Source organism: Streptomyces aureoversilis (assembly GCF_042657885.1).
Lineage (GTDB): Bacteria > Actinomycetota > Actinomycetes > Streptomycetales > Streptomycetaceae > Streptomyces > Streptomyces aureoversilis.
Window position 1 is genome coordinate 110,263 of record NZ_JBHSKJ010000007.1, and the last position, 15,565, is coordinate 125,827.

The following is a 15,565-nucleotide window of genomic DNA, read 5'->3' on the forward strand; positions in this document are numbered from 1 at the left end:
GACTACCTCGTCGTCGAAGACAACGGATCCGTCCACGCCTGGATCAACCAGACCGACAACGCCAAGGACGACTGGCGAGACCGCGGCATCATCGCCACCGGCACCGGCGCACCCGGAAACAAGGTCCGCTTCGCCGACATCAACAACGACGGCAAAGCCGACTACCTCGTCGTCGAAGACAACGGATCCGTCCACGCCTGGATCAACCAGACCGACAACGCCAAGGACGACTGGCGAGACCGCGGCATCATCGCCACCGGCACCGGCGCACCCGCAAGCAAAGTCCGCATCTGACCTTGCCTTCGTCTCGATCCGCCGGCTCGACCGGCGGATGCGACCGAGCCCCGCGCCTCCGTACAGGCGCGGGGCTCCGCATTCACCCCGGCTGCCTCCCGGCGCAACGGCGGCGGCCCTCATGGAACTCATGGAAAGTCCCGGCACGATGCCCCTCGCTCAAACCCGTCGCCGCTCGGCGGCGCGGATTCTCCTACCTGCACTGGCGGCGATGCTGTCGACGCTGACGACGGGCCCGGTGGGAACAGCCGCCACCGCCGTCGCAGCGCCGTCCCCGCCTGCCCCGGTCGCCGGCCCGGTCGCCGCCCCGGAAGGCCAGCAGAAATGGAAGGTTCCCCGGCTGGCGGTGATGCCCCTGGGCGACTCGATCACCTGGGGCGCCGGTAGTTCCACCGGCAACGGCTACCGCATCGCCCTGCGCGACAAGCTGGCCCCTCACGCCGACACCCTGCAGTTCGTGGGCTCGGTCCGCACCAACGGCGCGGACCACGAAGGACACTCGGGATGGCTGATCTCTGGCCTCTCCGAGAACATCGAACGATGGCTGCCGGAGGCAGGCCCGAACGTGGTGCTCCTCCACATCGGTACCAACGACATGGACCTCAACAACGACGTTGACGGCGCTCCCGCCCGGCTCGGCCGTCTGATCGACCAGATCACCCGTTCCGCTCCCGATATGACGCTGCTCGTCTCCTCCCTGGTGCCGTCACAACACGCAGAGGTGCAGAGACGCGTCGAGAAGTTCAATGCCGAAGTGCCGCGCCTGGTCGCGGAACGGCGGAACAAGGGCTTCAAGGTGGGATACGTCGACATGAGCGCCGTGACTCCCGGCGATCTCAAAGACCGCCTCCACCCCAACGACAGCGGCTACGCCAAAATGGCGAACGCCTTTTACGAAGGCCTGGCCCGGGCGGCCGGAAGCGGCTTCGTGCGCGAACGCGTGGACATCAAGCCGGCCCCGCACCGGGAGGCCCCACTCGGCGACTACGAGGTGGACATCAGCGCCGACGGCAAGGCCGACTATCTCGTCGTCGAGGACGACGGCTCCGTGCACGCATACGTCAACAAGGGGGGCGACGGGCACGGAACGTGGACCGACCGCGGGATCATCGCCACCGGCACCGGCGCACCCGGAAACAAGGTCCGCTTCGCCGACATCAACAACGACGGCAAAGCCGACTACCTCGTCCTCGAAGACAACGGGTCCGTCCACGCCTGGACCAACAACGGCGGCGACGGGCAGGGAAGCTGGGACGACCAAGGCATCATCGCCACCGGCACCGGCGCACCGGCAAGCAAAGTCCGCTTCGCCGACATCAACGGCGACCGCAAAGCCGACTACCTCGTCCTCGAAGACAACGGATCCGTCCACGCCTGGACCAACAACGGCGGCGACGGGCACGGAAGCTGGGACGACCAAGGCATCATCGCCACCGGCACCGGCGCACCCGCAAGCAAAGTCCGCTTCGCCGACATCAACGGCGACCGCAAAGCCGACTACCTCGTCCTCCAGGACAACGGCGCCGTCCATGTCTGGACCAACAACGGCGGCGACGGGAACGGAAGCTGGATCGACCAGGGCCTGCTCGTCACGCGTACCCCTGAACCCGGCACGAGCATCCGCTTCGCCGACATCAACGGCGACGGCAGGGCCGACCACCTCGTCGTCCACGACAACGGCGCCATCGACGTCCTGGTGAACCCGGGCGGTGACGGCCGCGGCACATGGGCCGACTACGGCCGCATCGCCACGGGCGCCGCACCCGGCTACAGGGTCCGGATCTAGCAACGTATCGGCGCTGGACAGCCGAGGCCCGGCCCGCCGCCCTTCAAAAGTCACATTTGACGCCTAGCGCACCACATTACGCATTCGTGTGGTTTGGTGCGGATAGGTCACAGATGGTCGTCTTTCCTTCGACATCGTGGTTCACCCGGGGTCGTGTGACGGCGCGGCCCATCGATGAGTGAAGGGCGATCCGATGCGAAATATTGCGCGTGCAGCGCTGGTGGTCCTGTGTGCGACCGGTGCTGCGCTGCCCGTCATCCCGGTGGCGCAGGCGGCGGCGTCTGCGGCACCCCTCGACTGCCGGTACGTGTACTCCCACGGGCGTCCCGGGCCCAGTGGGGAGAGCAGAGGCAGCGGCGTCTACGACGAGGGGGACCGTGACGCCGAAGGCCGCGTCTGTCACAACGGCTGGTGGGTGCACCCGTACGAGATCCACCGGCACGACGACGACCACCATGGTGACGACCACCACCGTGGCGACGACCACGGCTGGAACGACGACCATCGCTGGGACGACCACCGTAACGACGGCGACCACCGTCACGACGGCGACCACCGCCGGGACGATCACCGCCGCGACGACGACCACCGTCGTGACGACCACCGCCACGACCACGGCGACCGTCACGACAACGACCACCACCACGGCGACCACGACTACGGGCGCCGCTCGTAGTCGTCCCGCAGTCGTCCGGGCGCCGGACGGCAGGCCGTCCCCCGGTGTCCCGGCACCGGGGGACCGGATCGGGCCCTCGCCGGCGCGGCTCTACTTCAGTGCCCCCGCCGTGAGCCCCGCCTGTACCTGCCGCTGGAAGACGATGTACGCCGCCAGCACCGGCAGCATCGCGATGACCAGGCCCGCGAAGAGGCCCGACCAGTCGCCCTTGTAGCCCTGGCTGACGGCCAGCGCCACCAGGCCCTGCGGGAGCAGTTTCTTGTCCTCGTCGCCCACGTTCAGGACCGCCGGCAGCAGGTACTGGTTCCACTGGCCCAGGAAGTTGAAGATCCCGACGCTGATCAGGCCCGGCTTGGCCATCGGGAGCATCACCTGGAAGAAGGTCCGGGTGTGCGAAGCCCCGTCGATCATCGCGGCCTCGGCCACCGAGCTGGGGAGGGTGCGGAAGAAACCGCTGAGGAAGAAGATCGTGAAGGGCAGCGAATAGGCGATGTAGACCAGGATCAGTCCGTGGTACGTGTCCAGCAGCTGCATGTTCTTCAGGACGAAGAACAACGGCACCAGCGCGAGGATCACCGGGAAGCTCATCCCGCCCACGAAAAGGTAGTAGACGAAGCGGTTTCCCGGGAATTCGAAGCGCGCCAGCACGTATGCCGCCATGGAGCCCAGCAGCATCGTGCCGAACAGGGAACCCGCTACCACCACCACCGAGTTCATGAAGTACTCGCTCATGTGCGCCTGCGACCACGCCCTCGACCAGTTGTCGAAGTGCAGGCTCGTGGGCAGCGCCCAGGGCGACGTGAAGATGGCCTTGTCGTCCTTCAGGGCGCTCATCACCGCCCACAGCAGCGGCAGCGTGACCATCAGGGCCCACAGGATCAGCACTCCGTGCGAGAAGACGTTGAGGACTCTTCCCTCGGTGCCGATGCGGTCCTCGGTACCGATACGGTCCTCGGTGCCGTTCCCCTCCACTGCGGTTTCGCTCTCTGCGGCGCTCATCTCAGAACTCCAGCCGTTCGCGCCGGCCCAGCTTCATCACGATGCCGGCGAAGATCAGGGTGACGATGAGGAGGGCGACGCCCAGCGTGGTCGCGTATCCCGCCTGCCCGTCGCGGAATGCCTTCGTGTAGAGGAAGTACGCGAGCACCTCGGTCGAATAGTCCGGTCCGCCCGGGCCGACCGTCATGATCTGGACGACCGCGAAGCCGTCGAGCGCCATGATGCCCATGTAGACCCAGCCCGTCTGGACGGTGTCCCAGAGGAGCGGGAGCGTGATCCGGAAGAACGTCTGGACGCGGTTCGCACCGTCCAGCAGCGCGGCCTCGTAGAAGTCCTTGGGGATGGAGCTCATACCGGCCGAGAAGAGCACCACGTAGAAGCCGACGTTGCTCCACACCATCACCGCCATCACGCACCACAGTGCGAGATCCGGGTCCCCCAGCCAGTCCGGGCGGACGGAGTCCAGACCCACCGCGTCCAGGAACGAGTTCAGCGCGCCGCTGTTCGGGTTGTACGCGAACTGGAACAGCAGGGCCACGATCGCGATCGACAGCACCTGCGGGAAGAAGTAGACGACCTTGTAGAAACCGGAGCCGCGGACGCCCGCCACCGCCGCGTTCTTCCTCCTCCGCCCGCCCACGTTCAGCATGAACGCGAAGAAGAGCCCCAGCCCCAGCGTCACCAGCGGCAGGACCAGCAACAGCAGGACGTTGTGGCCGACGGACTTCCAGAACACGTCGTCGGCGAACATCTTCCGGTAGTTCTTGAACCCGACCATCTTGAAGTCGGGACTCAGTCCGGTCCAGTCCGTGAAGGAGTAGTAGATGGCCTGGAGGAACGGTGAGATCACGAACACCGCGTAGATCGCCAGGGGTACGGCCAGGAACCCCACGATGAACCGGTACTTGCCGTGCTGCATTGCTTTCGACCCCGATCTCCCGCAGATCTCCCGCGGATCTCCCACGGATCTCCCGCAGACGCGGAGCGGCGGGCGCGCACGTGGCCGCACCGCCGCCGGTGACCTGACCTGCTGACCTGCTGACCTGCTGACCTGCTGACCTGCTGACCTGCTGACCTGACCTGATCGGAACTGATCCGATCCGATCCGGCCTGCCTCAGTACGTGAACGCGTTCCGTACGGGCTACCTGTGCCGGTACTTCTTGATCGAGTCGTCCGCGCGGGCCTCGTCCGAGAACTTCTGGATCTTCGCGACCGTCTCGTCCGGGGTCATCCGGCCCGCCATCATCTCGCCCAGCGCGGCCACGCCGATCTTCTCCTTCTGCAGCGCGGTGTACCAGTCCCCGATCCGCGGATTGATGACGTTCTGACCGGCCTTGGCGAGGGCCTCCTGCGAGGAGCTGAGGCCCGGAGGCAGGGTGAGGCCCTCCGTGCCGCCGTTCAGCGACGTCAGCGACGAGACCTGCTTGATGAAGTTCTGCGAGGACTTCTTGCCCAGCATGATGCGGAGCAGTTCCATGCCGCCCTGCGGGTTCTTGGCGTTCTTCGGGACGATGAAGGGCTCGCCGCCCGAAGCCCAGATCGTGCCGAAGGGCATCTTGTCGCGCTTCGCGTCCAGGCTCGACGGCGCCCCGACCGACATCTTGAAATCGGCGGGCGTGGTCTTCTTCGACTCGTTCTCCACCCACGATCCGTTCGGGATGAACAGCGCCTTGCCCTGGTTCCAGGCCGTCTGCGCCTCGATGTGGGTGAGGCCGGGGGTGCCCTGGAGGATGTAGCCCTTCTTGTGGAGCTCGTAATAGGCCTCGAAGGCGGCCTTGACGGCCGGGTCCTTCCAGGCGTTCGGCTCCAGGTTGTCGATCCGGTCGATGACCTCTTTCCCGCCGATCTTCGCGATGAACGGGTAGAGGCTGAACGGCAGGTAGTACGGGTGCTTGCCGGGGTACGTCCAGCCGGCGATGCCCTTCTTCTTCGCCTTCTCGCAGACGGCGAGCATCTCGTCCCACGTCTCGGGGTACTGCGCGTCCAGCTTCTCCAGATTGGTCTTCGAATACCAGACGCCGTAGACGGTGTAGGCGTAGAAGAGGACCCACGTCTCCCCGCCGTCGAACTGACCCATTTCCACGACGCCCGGCCGCAGCGTGTCCCGCACCTTCTTCGACGGGTCGTCGATCGACGGCGCGTCCAGCAGGGCGTTCAGATCGGTCAGCTGCTTCTTCCCCACCAGGGTGCCCATGTCCATCTGCTTGGCACCGGAGTTGTCGATCAGGTCGGGCGGGGTGCCGCCGTTGAAACGGGGCTGGAGCTGGGTCTGGATCTCCTGCGTGGCCGCGTGCTGGACCTTGGCATTCGGGAACGCCGCCTTGTACTCGGCCTCGGCGTCCTTCGCGTACTGCTGGCCGAAGCCGCCGTCGAAGATGACGACGTCGAGCGGCGCGGAATCGTTCACCGCGAGCGGGTTCTTATCGGTCTTCGTCCCCTTGTCGACCTTGTTGTCGCTGTCGCCGCCCCCGCTGGCGCAGGCGCTCAGCACGCCCATCGACGGCACCGCGATCAAGCCCAGTGCAGCCGCTCTCCTGATCAGGTCGCGCCGGCCGAATTCCCCTGTGGATCCCGTGCTCGATCCCATGCTCAAGTCCTCGCCTTCTCCAGGACTCAGGCGGTGCACCGGTACTTCCCCTTGTTCACAAGAGTTGACGAAGGGCCCGACACCGCGGGTCAGTTGAAGCTGGATGTGCAGGAAGTGCTGGGTATACAGGAAGTGCTGGGTATACAGGAAGTGCAGGAAGTGCTTGGCGTGCTGGGGGTGCGTGCGCCGGGAGCGGTGACGTGCCCGCGGCGTTCTCCCCCGCCGCTCTCCCCCGGGTCCGCCGTGGCGGCCCTCAGGACCTCCCCGGTAGCCGACAGGTATAGTCCACTTCTCACCAACTGGGCAAGATCGGAAGCAGCTTTGGGCTTCAGTCTTTCCCTAGTTGAGACCTCCTACGGCACGAGGCCCCACCCGCCTACGACCCCGTACGACCCCGTACGGCCACATGCAACCGCGACACCAACCCCGGGGCCCTTGACACCACCCACCTCTCACGCCCTACTTATCTCTGCGCGACTCACTTGACAACGTTGTCGGTTTCGTTGGGAGACTTGAGATGCGGCAGGGCAGGCAGCGGCACGGACCCCGGCACCGATGGCCCAGTCTCACCCGTTCGCTCACGCTGCTCCTCTCCTTCCTCCTGGCCTCCAGCCTCATGACGGCCATTCAGGTGACTCGGACCCACGCCGCCCACGCGGCACCGGCCGCCCCCACCGACCGCGAGGCTCCCGCCTCCTCCTTCGCCTCCTCCTTCGAGCCGGGCCAGCCGCAACCCGACTGGCGCAACACCGTCGAGACCGCCCCCGGCGGTCACAAGCGGTCCTCCGGCATCGACGGCAACGACGAGCGCGGCATCCCCGGCAACGTCACCGAGACCGTGACAGCCGTCAGGGCGAGCGGGGAGAACGCGGGCTCGGGCGAGGTCAAGGAGAACCTCTTCGACGGCGAGAGCACGACCAAGTGGCTCGACTTCGAGAAGGCGGCCTGGCTGGAATTCGAGCTCTCCGAGCCGGTCACCGCCGTGCGCTACGCCCTCACGTCCGCCAACGACTCGCCCGGCCGCGACCCCCGGGACTGGACGCTCCAGGGCTCGCAGGACGGCCGGACCTGGACGCCCCTCGACTCCCGCAAGGGCGAGACCTTCGAAAAACGCTTCCAGACCCGCGAGTTCTCCTTCCTCAACTCCACCCCCTTCCGGCACTACCGGCTCGACATAGCCCGTAACAGCGGTGCGGACATCACCCAGCTGGCCGAGGTGCAGCTGGCGCCGCTCTACACCGGACCGCCGCCCCCGTCCGACATGCGCAGCTACGTCGACAGCGGCCCCCCGGGCTCCCCCACCGCCAAGGCCCGCGCCGGCTTCACGGGCACGCACGCCCTGCGCTACGGCGGCGTCCACCAGAGCAGGGACCGCGCGTACTCGTACAACAAGGTCTTCTCGATCGGGAGCGGCGGCCTGCGTGTGACCCCGAAGACGGTCCTCTCGTACAAGGTCTTCCCGTCCATGCCCGAGGTCGACCGGCGCTATCCGGCCACGCACGTCGCCCTGGACCTCGCCTTCACCGACGGCACCTATCTGAGTGACCTCGGCGCGGTGGACCAGCACGGTGCGCCGCTCACCCCGCGGGGCCAGGCCGAGTCGCGGACGCTGTACGCCAATCAGTGGAACAACAGGGAGTCGCGCATCGGAGCCGTCGCCGCGGGGAAGAGCGTGGCGCGGGTGCTCGTCGCGTACGACTCCCCGTCCGGTCCGGCGAAGTTCCGCGGCTGGGTGGACGACGTCTCCCTCGCCCCCGCGCCCGCCGAGCGGCCTCCGGCGCACCTGGCCGACTACGCCGTGACGACGCGCGGCACCCACTCCAGCGCGAGCTTCTCGCGCGGCAACACCTTCCCCGCGACGGCCATACCGCACGGTTTCAACTTCTGGACGCCGGTGACCAACGCGGGCGCCATGGACTGGCTCTACCAGTACGCCGCCGCCAACAACGCCGACAACCTCCCCACCATCCAGGCGTTCAGCGCGAGCCATCAGCCGAGCCCCTGGATGGGCGACCGGCAGACGTTCCAGGTGATGCCGGCGGTGATGCCGCGGACCGCCGCCGCCTCGGACGCTCCCGACACCGGGCGCACCGCCCGGGCGCTCCCCTTCCACCACACGAACGAGACGGCGCGCCCCCACTACTACGGCGTGACCTTCGACAACGGTCTCAAGGCCGAGATCGCGCCCACCGACCACGCCGCGGTCATGCGCTTCACCTATCCGGGGGACGCCACGGACACCGCCGCCCTCGTCCTCGACAACGTCCGCAACGAGGGCGGCCTCACGCTCGACCCCGGGAACCGCTCCTTCACCGCCTGGTCGGACGTGCGCAGCGGGCTGTCCGTCGGCGCGAGCCGGCTCTTCGTCTACGGCGTGCTCGACGCGCCCGTCACGGCGAGCGGCAAGCCGGGCCCGGGCGGCGAGGAGGGCACGACCGGCTACCTGCGGATGACCCCCGGCCGGGACCGCACGGTGACGCTGCGCATCGCGACCTCCCTCATCGGCACCGAGCAGGCGAAGGCCAACCTGGAGCAGGAGGTCCCGGAGGGCGCGGGCCGCGCCGCCTTCGGCCGCGTCCACGACCGCGCCCGTGCCGCGTGGGACGCCGTCCTGGGCCGGGTCGAGGTCGAGGGCGCGACCCGGGACCAGCTCACCACGCTCTACTCGAACCTCTACCGGCTCTACCTCTATCCCAACTCCGGCTTCGAGAACACCGGCACCCGGGCCCGCCCGCGCCACCGCTACGCGAGCCCCTTCTCGCGCCCGGAGGGCGAGAGCACGCCCACCCGGACGGGCGCGCGGGTCGTCGACGGCGAGGTGTACGTCAACAACGGCTTCTGGGACACCTACCGCACCACCTGGCCCGCCTACTCCCTCCTGACCCCCAAGCAGGCCGGCCGGCTCGTCGACGGCTTCGTCCAGCAGTACAAGGACGGCGGCTGGATCTCGCGCTGGTCCTCCCCCGGCTACGCCGACCTGATGACGGGCACGAGCTCCGACGTGGCCTTCGCCGACGCCTACGCCAAGGGCGTCTCCTTCGACGCGGAGGCGGCCTACGAGGCGGCGCTCAAGAACGCGACGGTGGTGCCCACGCAGCCCGGGGTCGGCCGCAAGGGCATGGACACCTCCGTCTTCCTCGGGTACACGAGCACCACGACGCGCGAGGGCATGTCCTGGGCCCTGGAGGGCTACCTCAACGACTTCGGGCTCGCGACGATGGGCAAGGCGCTCCACGAGCGGACCCGCAAGCCGCGCTACCGGGACGAGGCCGCGTACTTCGCCAACCGGGCCCGCAACTACGTCAAGCTCTTCGACCCCGCCGTCGGCTTCTTCCAGGGCCGCAACGCCGACGGCTCGCGGCGGCTGCCGCCCGGGCGGTACGACCCGCGCATCTGGGGCCACGACTACACCGAGACCAACGGCTGGAACTTCGCCTTCCACGCCCCGCAGGACACCCGCGGGCTGGCCGGGCTGTACGGCGGCCGGGCGGGCCTGGCCGACAAGCTCGACCAGTTCTTCGGCACGCCGGAGACGGGGGCGCCGGAGTTCGCCGGTTCGTATGGCGGCGTCATCCACGAGATGACCGAGGCGCGGGACGTCCGCATGGGCATGTACGGCCACAGCAACCAGGTCTCGCACCACATCGCGTACCTCTACGACGCGGCGGGGCAGCCGTGGAAGACCCAGGAGAAGGTGCGCGAGGTGCTGTCCCGGCTCTACCTGGGCAGCGAGATCGGCCAGGGCTACCCGGGTGACGACGACAACGGCGAGATGTCGGCCTGGTACCTGTTCAGCGCGCTCGGCTTCTACCCGCTGGTGATGGGCGGCGGCGAGTACGCGGTGGGGTCGCCGCTGTTCACCAAGGCGACGGTCCACCTGGAGGGCGGCCGCGACCTGGTGGTGAAGGCCCCGCGGAACAGCGCCCGCAACGTGTACGTGCAGGGGCTGCGCGTCAACGGCAAGGCCTGGCGGTCCACGGCGCTCCCGCACTCCGTCCTCGCGAAGGGGGCGACGCTGGAGTTCGCCATGGGCCCGCGGCCGTCGTCCTGGGGCAGCGGCAGGAACGACGGGCCGGGCTCGCTGAGCAAGGACTTCGAGGCGCCCGTCCCGGACGGCGACGTGACCCTGCCCGGCGTCTCCCCCCTCACCGACGACACCTCGCTCACGGAGGCCCCCTTCACGACGGCCCTGCTGCAGGTGCCGACCGGCGCCCGCGTGGCCTCCTACACGCTGACCTCGGCCGACCGGGCCAAGGCGCCCGAGGGCTGGGTCCTGGAGGGTTCGCCGGACGGCGAGCAGTGGCAGGAGGTGGACCGGCGCACGGGCGAGGTCTTCTCCTGGGACCGGCAGACCCGGGTGTTCTCGGTGGCCCGGCCCGGTTCGTACCGCCACTACCGGCTGCGGCCGGCGGGCGAGAGCACTCTGGCGGAGATCGAACTATTGGGGCCGAGATCCGCATAACTGCACCGTTGACATGTAAAGAGAGTGTGAAACGATCACGTGGATCCAGTGGCGTGCCCCTGTCAGGGGCTCCTGACGGGGGCACACCGCTCTTCGCTGAGACCCTCTTGGAGAACCCACGTGGCTCACCTTCCCGGCCGCCCGCGCTCCCGCGCGGTGCAGCGCGTCGCCACCGCCGCGATAGCCGCCGCCCTGGTCGGCACCACCGCCGGCACGGCTCTCGCCGACGGCCCCAGGCCCTCCCGCGTCACCGGCGCCGCCGAGCGGGCGGCCGAGCTGCCCGCCGGCACGTCGTTCAAGCACCGCTCCGAGGCGCTGCGCGGCGAGGCGAAGTCCGGCGACTACCCGAAGTCCGGCCCCCTCGCCCCCAAGGCCCCCTCGGCCGCCCCCGCCCCGGGGCTCGCGGCCCCGCGCAAGGGTGCCAAGGCCGACGGCCCCTCCGCCGAGGCCCCCTTCCTCCCGCTGAGCGCCGTCAACAACGACGACCTGTACTTCTACTGGCCCGACGGCAAGGGCGGCATCACGCCCAAGGAGTACGTCACCGACGGCTGGAACGCGATCAACGCCGCGGCCCGCGTCGACCACGACCGGGACGGCATCGCCGACGGCCTGTACGTCCGCGACAACGACCAGAACATCATCTTCGCCCCCGCGGGCAGGAGCGCGAGCATCGTGGCGGACGACTGGGGCCAGTACGACCAGTTCATGTCGCCCGGCAACCTGGGCGGCGGCAAGGAGTCCGACATCCTCGTCCGCGACCGCGAGGGCGTCCTGTGGCTCTACCTCGCCTACCCGGACGGCACGCTGACCGGCCGCAAGAAGGTCGGCCCGGGCTGGGGGCAGTTCACCGAGATCGCCGGCCGCGGCGACCTGACCGGTGACGGCAAGGCCGACATCGTCGCCCGCGACAAGGACGGCGTGCTGTGGCTCTACAAGGGCACCGGCGACTACACCAAGCCCTTCGACTACAAGCAGCGCATCGGCGGTGGCTGGAACCAGTTCAACAAGCTGGTCGGCACCGGCGACGTCGACCTGGACGGCAAGGCCGACCTGATCGCGCGCGACAAGGACGGCGCCCTGTGGCTCTACAAGGGCACGGGCAAGGCCGCCCAGCCGTACGACTACAAGGTGAAGATCGGCAACTCGGGCTGGAACCAGTTCCGCATGATGTACTGACGTGACGTGATGCAGCGCGACGTGATGTGACGAAAGGGCCGCCCCCCCCGGGGGGGGTGCGGCCCTTTTCTCAGCCCGCCTCTCAGCCGCGCCCGCACGTGGCGCCGAGGGCGGCGAGCAGGAACTCCTGCCAGGCCTTCTCCACGGCCGGCGGACCGCTCACGCCCGGCACGCTCACCGTCCAGCCGAAGCTCACCTGACGACGGCCGTCCGGCGAGCTGAAGGTCATGGACCGGTAGCCGAAGCCGTTGCCCCGGTTGCCCCACAGCAGTTCGCCGGGCTTTGCGGGACACAGGTCGCCGCCGGGCATCAGGCCCTGCGTGTAGTACGGGTACTTGCCGTCCTGCTTGCGCATCTCGGCCAGCCCGGCCGGGGAGAGCAGCGTGCCGTCGGACAGCGCGCGGAAGAACCGGTTGAGGTCGGTGCTGGTCGACACGACGGCGGCCGCGGCGCCCCACACCGACGGGGTGTAGTCCGTGGCGTCGAAGAGCGGCCCGCTCTCCGGCTTGATGTACCCGTGCACGTGCGGTCCGCTCAGGAACGGGTTCACGGTCGGGTACGAGGTGTCGCGCATTCCGGCGGGCCGGAACACCCGGCGCGTCAGCTCGGTGCCGAGGGACTTGCCGGTGACCTTCTCCACCACCAGGCCGAGCAGTGCGTAGTTGGTGTTGGAGTAGGGCAGGTCCGGGCTCGCCGGGTCCGCGAGCGGCTTCTTGACCGCGTTCCTGATCACGCTCTGCGGAGCGAAGTACCGGAACCTGTTCTTCTGGTGCTCCTCGAGCGAGCCGGTCGGATACAGGTCGTCGAGGTAGTCCGGGATGCCGCTGGTGTGGTTGAGCAGCTGCCGCAGCGTGATGGGCTCCTTGTAGGGGAGCACGCCCGGCAGGTGCTTCGAGACCGGGTCGTCGAGCTTCAGCCGCCCCTCGTCGGCGAGTTGCATGACGACGGTCGCGACCATCGACTTGGTCACGCTGGCGACGCGGTAGCGGTCACCGGGACGGGCGGACTGCTTGGTCCGTACGTCCCGCACCCCGCTGGCGCCGGACCAGCGCTGGTCTCCGACCCGCACCTCGGCGAGGGCCGCGGGCGCACCGGCCGCGGTCAGCTTGTCCAGCGCCGCCTGCAGGGCCTTGGCGTCCAGCCCGGCCGGGGCGACGGCCGACGGCGCGGGGGCTGCGGGAGCGGCGCCCGCAGGGGCGCTGTCCGCGGCCACGGCCGTGCCCGGCGGGAGGGCGAGGCCGATGGCGAGGGCGGCCACGACCGCGGCCACACCGCGGCGAGCGCCGGAGCGGAGTCTCAAGGTCACACATTCCCCCAGGAGTTCGAATCCTCTCGATCCTAGGTGATCAATTCCGGCCCCCGACACGGCCTGGACCCCGTGCAGGTGCCTCATCCACGCAGCGCCCCGAGGGCCAGCCGGAAGAGCGACCGCACCGGCCTCCACAGAGCCAGCGTCAGGCCCGCCACCGGCAGCGTGAGCAGGACGACCTGCACGGCCGCCGCGATCAGGCCCAGCACCGGGAAGCCGTCGGCTCCCACGTGCCCCGCCAGCAGCGTGATCGTCTGCCAGTCCGTACGGAGCAGCTGCGGCAGGTTGGCCAGCACCATGCCCAGTTGCAGCGCGAGCGCGGGCACCAGGAACAGGACCCACGCCGCGACCACGATCTGCGGCCACCGCTTCAGCGCCTTCAGGCGCTCGTCCTCCGGGCGGCGCAGGACGACCCGCTTCAGGATCGGTGCGATGTACTTGAACAGGTCGGGGATCCCGACGAGATCGGCCACGATGTAGTAGCCGTCGAACCGCAGCGTGGGCAGCAGCTGCTGGACCATCTCCACGTGCACGGAGAAGACCGCCACCAGCAGGAGCGGACTCCCGGTCGCCTCGTACAGCGCCAGCAGGCCCAGCACGAACAGGGCGTTGAAGTAGACGCCGCCCAGGTCCGCGCGGATGCGCCCGGCCCGGCCGAGCCGGTAGGAACTGGTGATGTCGGTGTAGAAGGCGGGCCACACCAGGTAGATGCCGCAGCCCATCGCGCCGGGCCGCACGCCTCCGTAGCGGCAGGCCGCCCCGTGGCCCATCTCGTGGAACACGCAGGAGGCGACGGCCAGGAGGACGACGAGGAGGACGTCGGCCGGGGAGGACAGCACGGACTGCAGCGCGGCGCCCGTGTCCTGGGTCATCCACAGCCAGACCTCGCCGAAGGCGAAGGCGCCCAGGGCGAGCAGGACCAGCAGGGGCCGGAACAGCCACGCGAACAGCCCGGCCAGGAACCACGTGGCGCGCTCCGGCAGCACCGCCAGGCGGAACCGGAAGGCGAGGAACGGGTCGCTCTTCCGCGCGGGCGGGGGCGGCGAGCCGTCGCTGTAGGTGGTGATGCCGAGCGGGGCGAGCTTCTTGTCGATGACGTAGACGACGTGTTCCGCGGTGAACTGCCGGCCGGTCTCCCGGCTGACCTCTTCGGCCACCCGCGCGACGGGCCGGCCGTCCAGCGCCCGCGCGACCTGGTACAGCAGAGGGGGGAGCCGGACGATCTGCCCGTCGGGCCGGCAGACCAGGTGCGGCGGCTCGCGGTAGCCGGAGTCCTCGAACTCGCCGACCAGTTCCGTACCGGCCACCAGTGCGGGCAGTGTCATTCTGCGCTCTCCGTAGGGGGACAGAGGGCGGGGAAGGACCGGACGCTTCCGGCCGGCCCTTCCCCTGGTGCGTACGGCCGTACGTCAGTGGCTGGAGACGGCTGCCGGGATGCAGTGCATGCCGGTGGCCGGGTTCTGGGAGTTCAGGCCGAGGCCGCTCAGCAGGCCGGCGTTCTGCTGCCGGTCCACGGACTGGCAGGCCGACAGCATGGTGGTGCCGTGGTCGGAGGCGGGCGGAGCGTAGACGCCGCCGCCCGAGGCCGTCGCGGAGCTGCTGCTGGAGCTGCCGGCACCGGCGCCGGCACCGCCGTCACCGTCCCCGGCGGGGCCGTACGCGAGCGGGGCGGCCACGATGCCCATGACCGTGCGCTCGGGCAGGAGCTCGCCCGCGACGCCGTCGAGTTCCTCGAAGCTGATGGCGTTGTCCATTCCATTCCCCTTCTCTGATTACGGATTGCGGATCAGTGCTCAACGGGTGGAGATGGCCGCGGGAATGCACGTCGTCGTGTAGCCGGGGTCCTGGGAGGCGAGTCCCAGGAAGACGAGGAGCGGAGGACTTCCCGCGTTCTGCCGGTACTGGCAGGCGTAGGCGACCGTCGTGCCGTGGTCGGTCTTCACCATCGCCGGATAGACCGGCTGGTCGGTCCCCGCCGACAACATGCTCGACAGCGCGAGCCGCGGCGGGAGCTCTTCGCCCGAAAGGCGTTCGAGCTCCCCGAAAGTGACGGCGGATCCCATGGTTGTTCCCTCCCTAGGGGCGACATCGTCCCGGCGTCGATCCCCGCGGGAGGTTAACCAGGAGGGGAATGTCCGACACTTCACCAACACCCCTATCACCCGGTCGAGTTAGGGTTTGCCCCGTGAGAGTGCGGGGGCCGAACGCGCGTACCGGGCCGAGGGCGCACGCGAGTTGCGGGCCCCGGAACGCGGCAGGGCCGCACCCCGTACGA

12 protein-coding genes are annotated in these 15,565 nt (G+C 69.1%); 5 read left to right on the forward strand and 7 right to left on the reverse strand.

From position 1 onward, the window contains the following. The 3 genes from ACFPP6_RS14310 to ACFPP6_RS14320 all read left to right on the forward strand — a co-directional run. Positions 1-294 (forward strand): FG-GAP repeat domain-containing protein (locus tag ACFPP6_RS14310; protein WP_382041263.1); only part of this gene is annotated, 294 nt, incomplete at its 5' end. A 121-nt stretch (positions 295-415) separates the two neighbouring features. Then, positions 416-2,080, forward strand: coding sequence for an FG-GAP-like repeat-containing protein (locus ACFPP6_RS14315; RefSeq protein WP_382041266.1), 1,665 nt, complete (start codon positions 416-418; stop codon positions 2,078-2,080). Between the two features lie 193 nt (positions 2,081-2,273). Beyond that, positions 2,274-2,756 (forward strand): hypothetical protein, encoded by a 483-nt coding sequence (locus ACFPP6_RS14320; RefSeq protein ID WP_382041268.1) that lies wholly within the window; start codon positions 2,274-2,276, stop codon positions 2,754-2,756. A 90-nt stretch (positions 2,757-2,846) separates the two neighbouring features. On the opposite strand, the gene ACFPP6_RS14325 is transcribed toward ACFPP6_RS14320, so the two are convergent. The 3 genes from ACFPP6_RS14325 to ngcE all read right to left on the reverse strand — a co-directional run bounded on the left by ACFPP6_RS14325 (position 2,847) and on the right by ngcE (position 6,343). Continuing rightward, positions 2,847-3,755, reverse strand: a complete 909-nt coding sequence (locus tag ACFPP6_RS14325) for a carbohydrate ABC transporter permease (protein WP_382041270.1) — start codon at positions 3,753-3,755, stop codon at positions 2,847-2,849. A gap of 1 nt (position 3,756) precedes the next feature. Further along, positions 3,757-4,674: a carbohydrate ABC transporter permease gene (locus tag ACFPP6_RS14330; protein WP_382041273.1), complete on the reverse strand. Its 918-nt coding sequence runs from the start codon at positions 4,672-4,674 to the stop codon at positions 3,757-3,759. Between the two features lie 223 nt (positions 4,675-4,897). Beyond that, complete coding sequence (gene ngcE / locus ACFPP6_RS14335) at positions 4,898-6,343, reverse strand: N-acetylglucosamine/diacetylchitobiose ABC transporter substrate-binding protein (RefSeq protein WP_382041276.1); 1,446 nt, start codon at positions 6,341-6,343, stop codon at positions 4,898-4,900. Positions 6,344-6,959: 616 nt separating this feature from the next. On the opposite strand from ngcE, the gene ACFPP6_RS14340 reads away from it, so the two are divergent. Next, complete coding sequence (locus ACFPP6_RS14340) at positions 6,960-10,805, forward strand: GH92 family glycosyl hydrolase (RefSeq protein ID WP_382041278.1); 3,846 nt, start codon at positions 6,960-6,962, stop codon at positions 10,803-10,805. 120 nt (positions 10,806-10,925) lie between these two features. Then, positions 10,926-11,981, forward strand: coding sequence for an FG-GAP repeat domain-containing protein (locus tag ACFPP6_RS14345; protein ID WP_382041281.1), 1,056 nt, complete (start codon positions 10,926-10,928; stop codon positions 11,979-11,981). A gap of 82 nt (positions 11,982-12,063) precedes the next feature. Here the strand turns inward: ACFPP6_RS14345 and ACFPP6_RS14350 are convergent, their stop codons facing one another. From ACFPP6_RS14350 to ACFPP6_RS14365, 4 genes are all read right to left on the reverse strand, one after another. Next, positions 12,064-13,287, reverse strand: coding sequence for a serine hydrolase domain-containing protein (locus tag ACFPP6_RS14350; protein WP_382041284.1), 1,224 nt, complete (start codon positions 13,285-13,287; stop codon positions 12,064-12,066). A gap of 83 nt (positions 13,288-13,370) precedes the next feature. Next, positions 13,371-14,615: a zinc metalloprotease gene (locus ACFPP6_RS14355; protein WP_382041287.1), complete on the reverse strand. Its 1,245-nt coding sequence runs from the start codon at positions 14,613-14,615 to the stop codon at positions 13,371-13,373. 84 nt (positions 14,616-14,699) lie between these two features. Continuing rightward, a complete protein-coding gene (locus tag ACFPP6_RS14360; RefSeq protein WP_382041290.1) occupies positions 14,700-15,044 on the reverse strand; it encodes a hypothetical protein in 345 nt (114 codons plus the stop codon). A gap of 39 nt (positions 15,045-15,083) precedes the next feature. Beyond that, positions 15,084-15,353, reverse strand: a complete 270-nt coding sequence (locus ACFPP6_RS14365) for a hypothetical protein (protein WP_168092120.1) — start codon at positions 15,351-15,353, stop codon at positions 15,084-15,086. Positions 15,354-15,565: the final 212 nt, after the last annotated feature.

Excerpts from the sequence above, each read along its gene's own strand:
- ACFPP6_RS14355 (WP_382041287.1), bottom strand. The coding sequence starts at position 14,615 with ATGACACTGCCCGCACTGGTGGCCGGTACGGAACTGGTCGGCGAGTTC.
- ACFPP6_RS14325 (WP_382041270.1), bottom strand. The coding sequence starts at position 3,755 with ATGAGCGCCGCAGAGAGCGAAACCGCAGTGGAGGGGAACGGCACCGAG.
- ngcE (WP_382041276.1), bottom strand. The coding sequence starts at position 6,343 with ATGGGATCGAGCACGGGATCCACAGGGGAATTCGGCCGGCGCGACCTG.
- ACFPP6_RS14315 (WP_382041266.1), top strand. The coding sequence starts at position 416 with ATGGAACTCATGGAAAGTCCCGGCACGATGCCCCTCGCTCAAACCCGT.
- ACFPP6_RS14320 (WP_382041268.1), top strand. The coding sequence starts at position 2,274 with ATGCGAAATATTGCGCGTGCAGCGCTGGTGGTCCTGTGTGCGACCGGT.
- ACFPP6_RS14330 (WP_382041273.1), bottom strand. The coding sequence starts at position 4,674 with ATGCAGCACGGCAAGTACCGGTTCATCGTGGGGTTCCTGGCCGTACCC.
- ACFPP6_RS14360 (WP_382041290.1), bottom strand. The coding sequence starts at position 15,044 with ATGGACAACGCCATCAGCTTCGAGGAACTCGACGGCGTCGCGGGCGAG.
- ACFPP6_RS14340 (WP_382041278.1), top strand. The coding sequence starts at position 6,960 with ATGACGGCCATTCAGGTGACTCGGACCCACGCCGCCCACGCGGCACCG.
- ACFPP6_RS14365 (WP_168092120.1), bottom strand. The coding sequence starts at position 15,353 with ATGGGATCCGCCGTCACTTTCGGGGAGCTCGAACGCCTTTCGGGCGAA.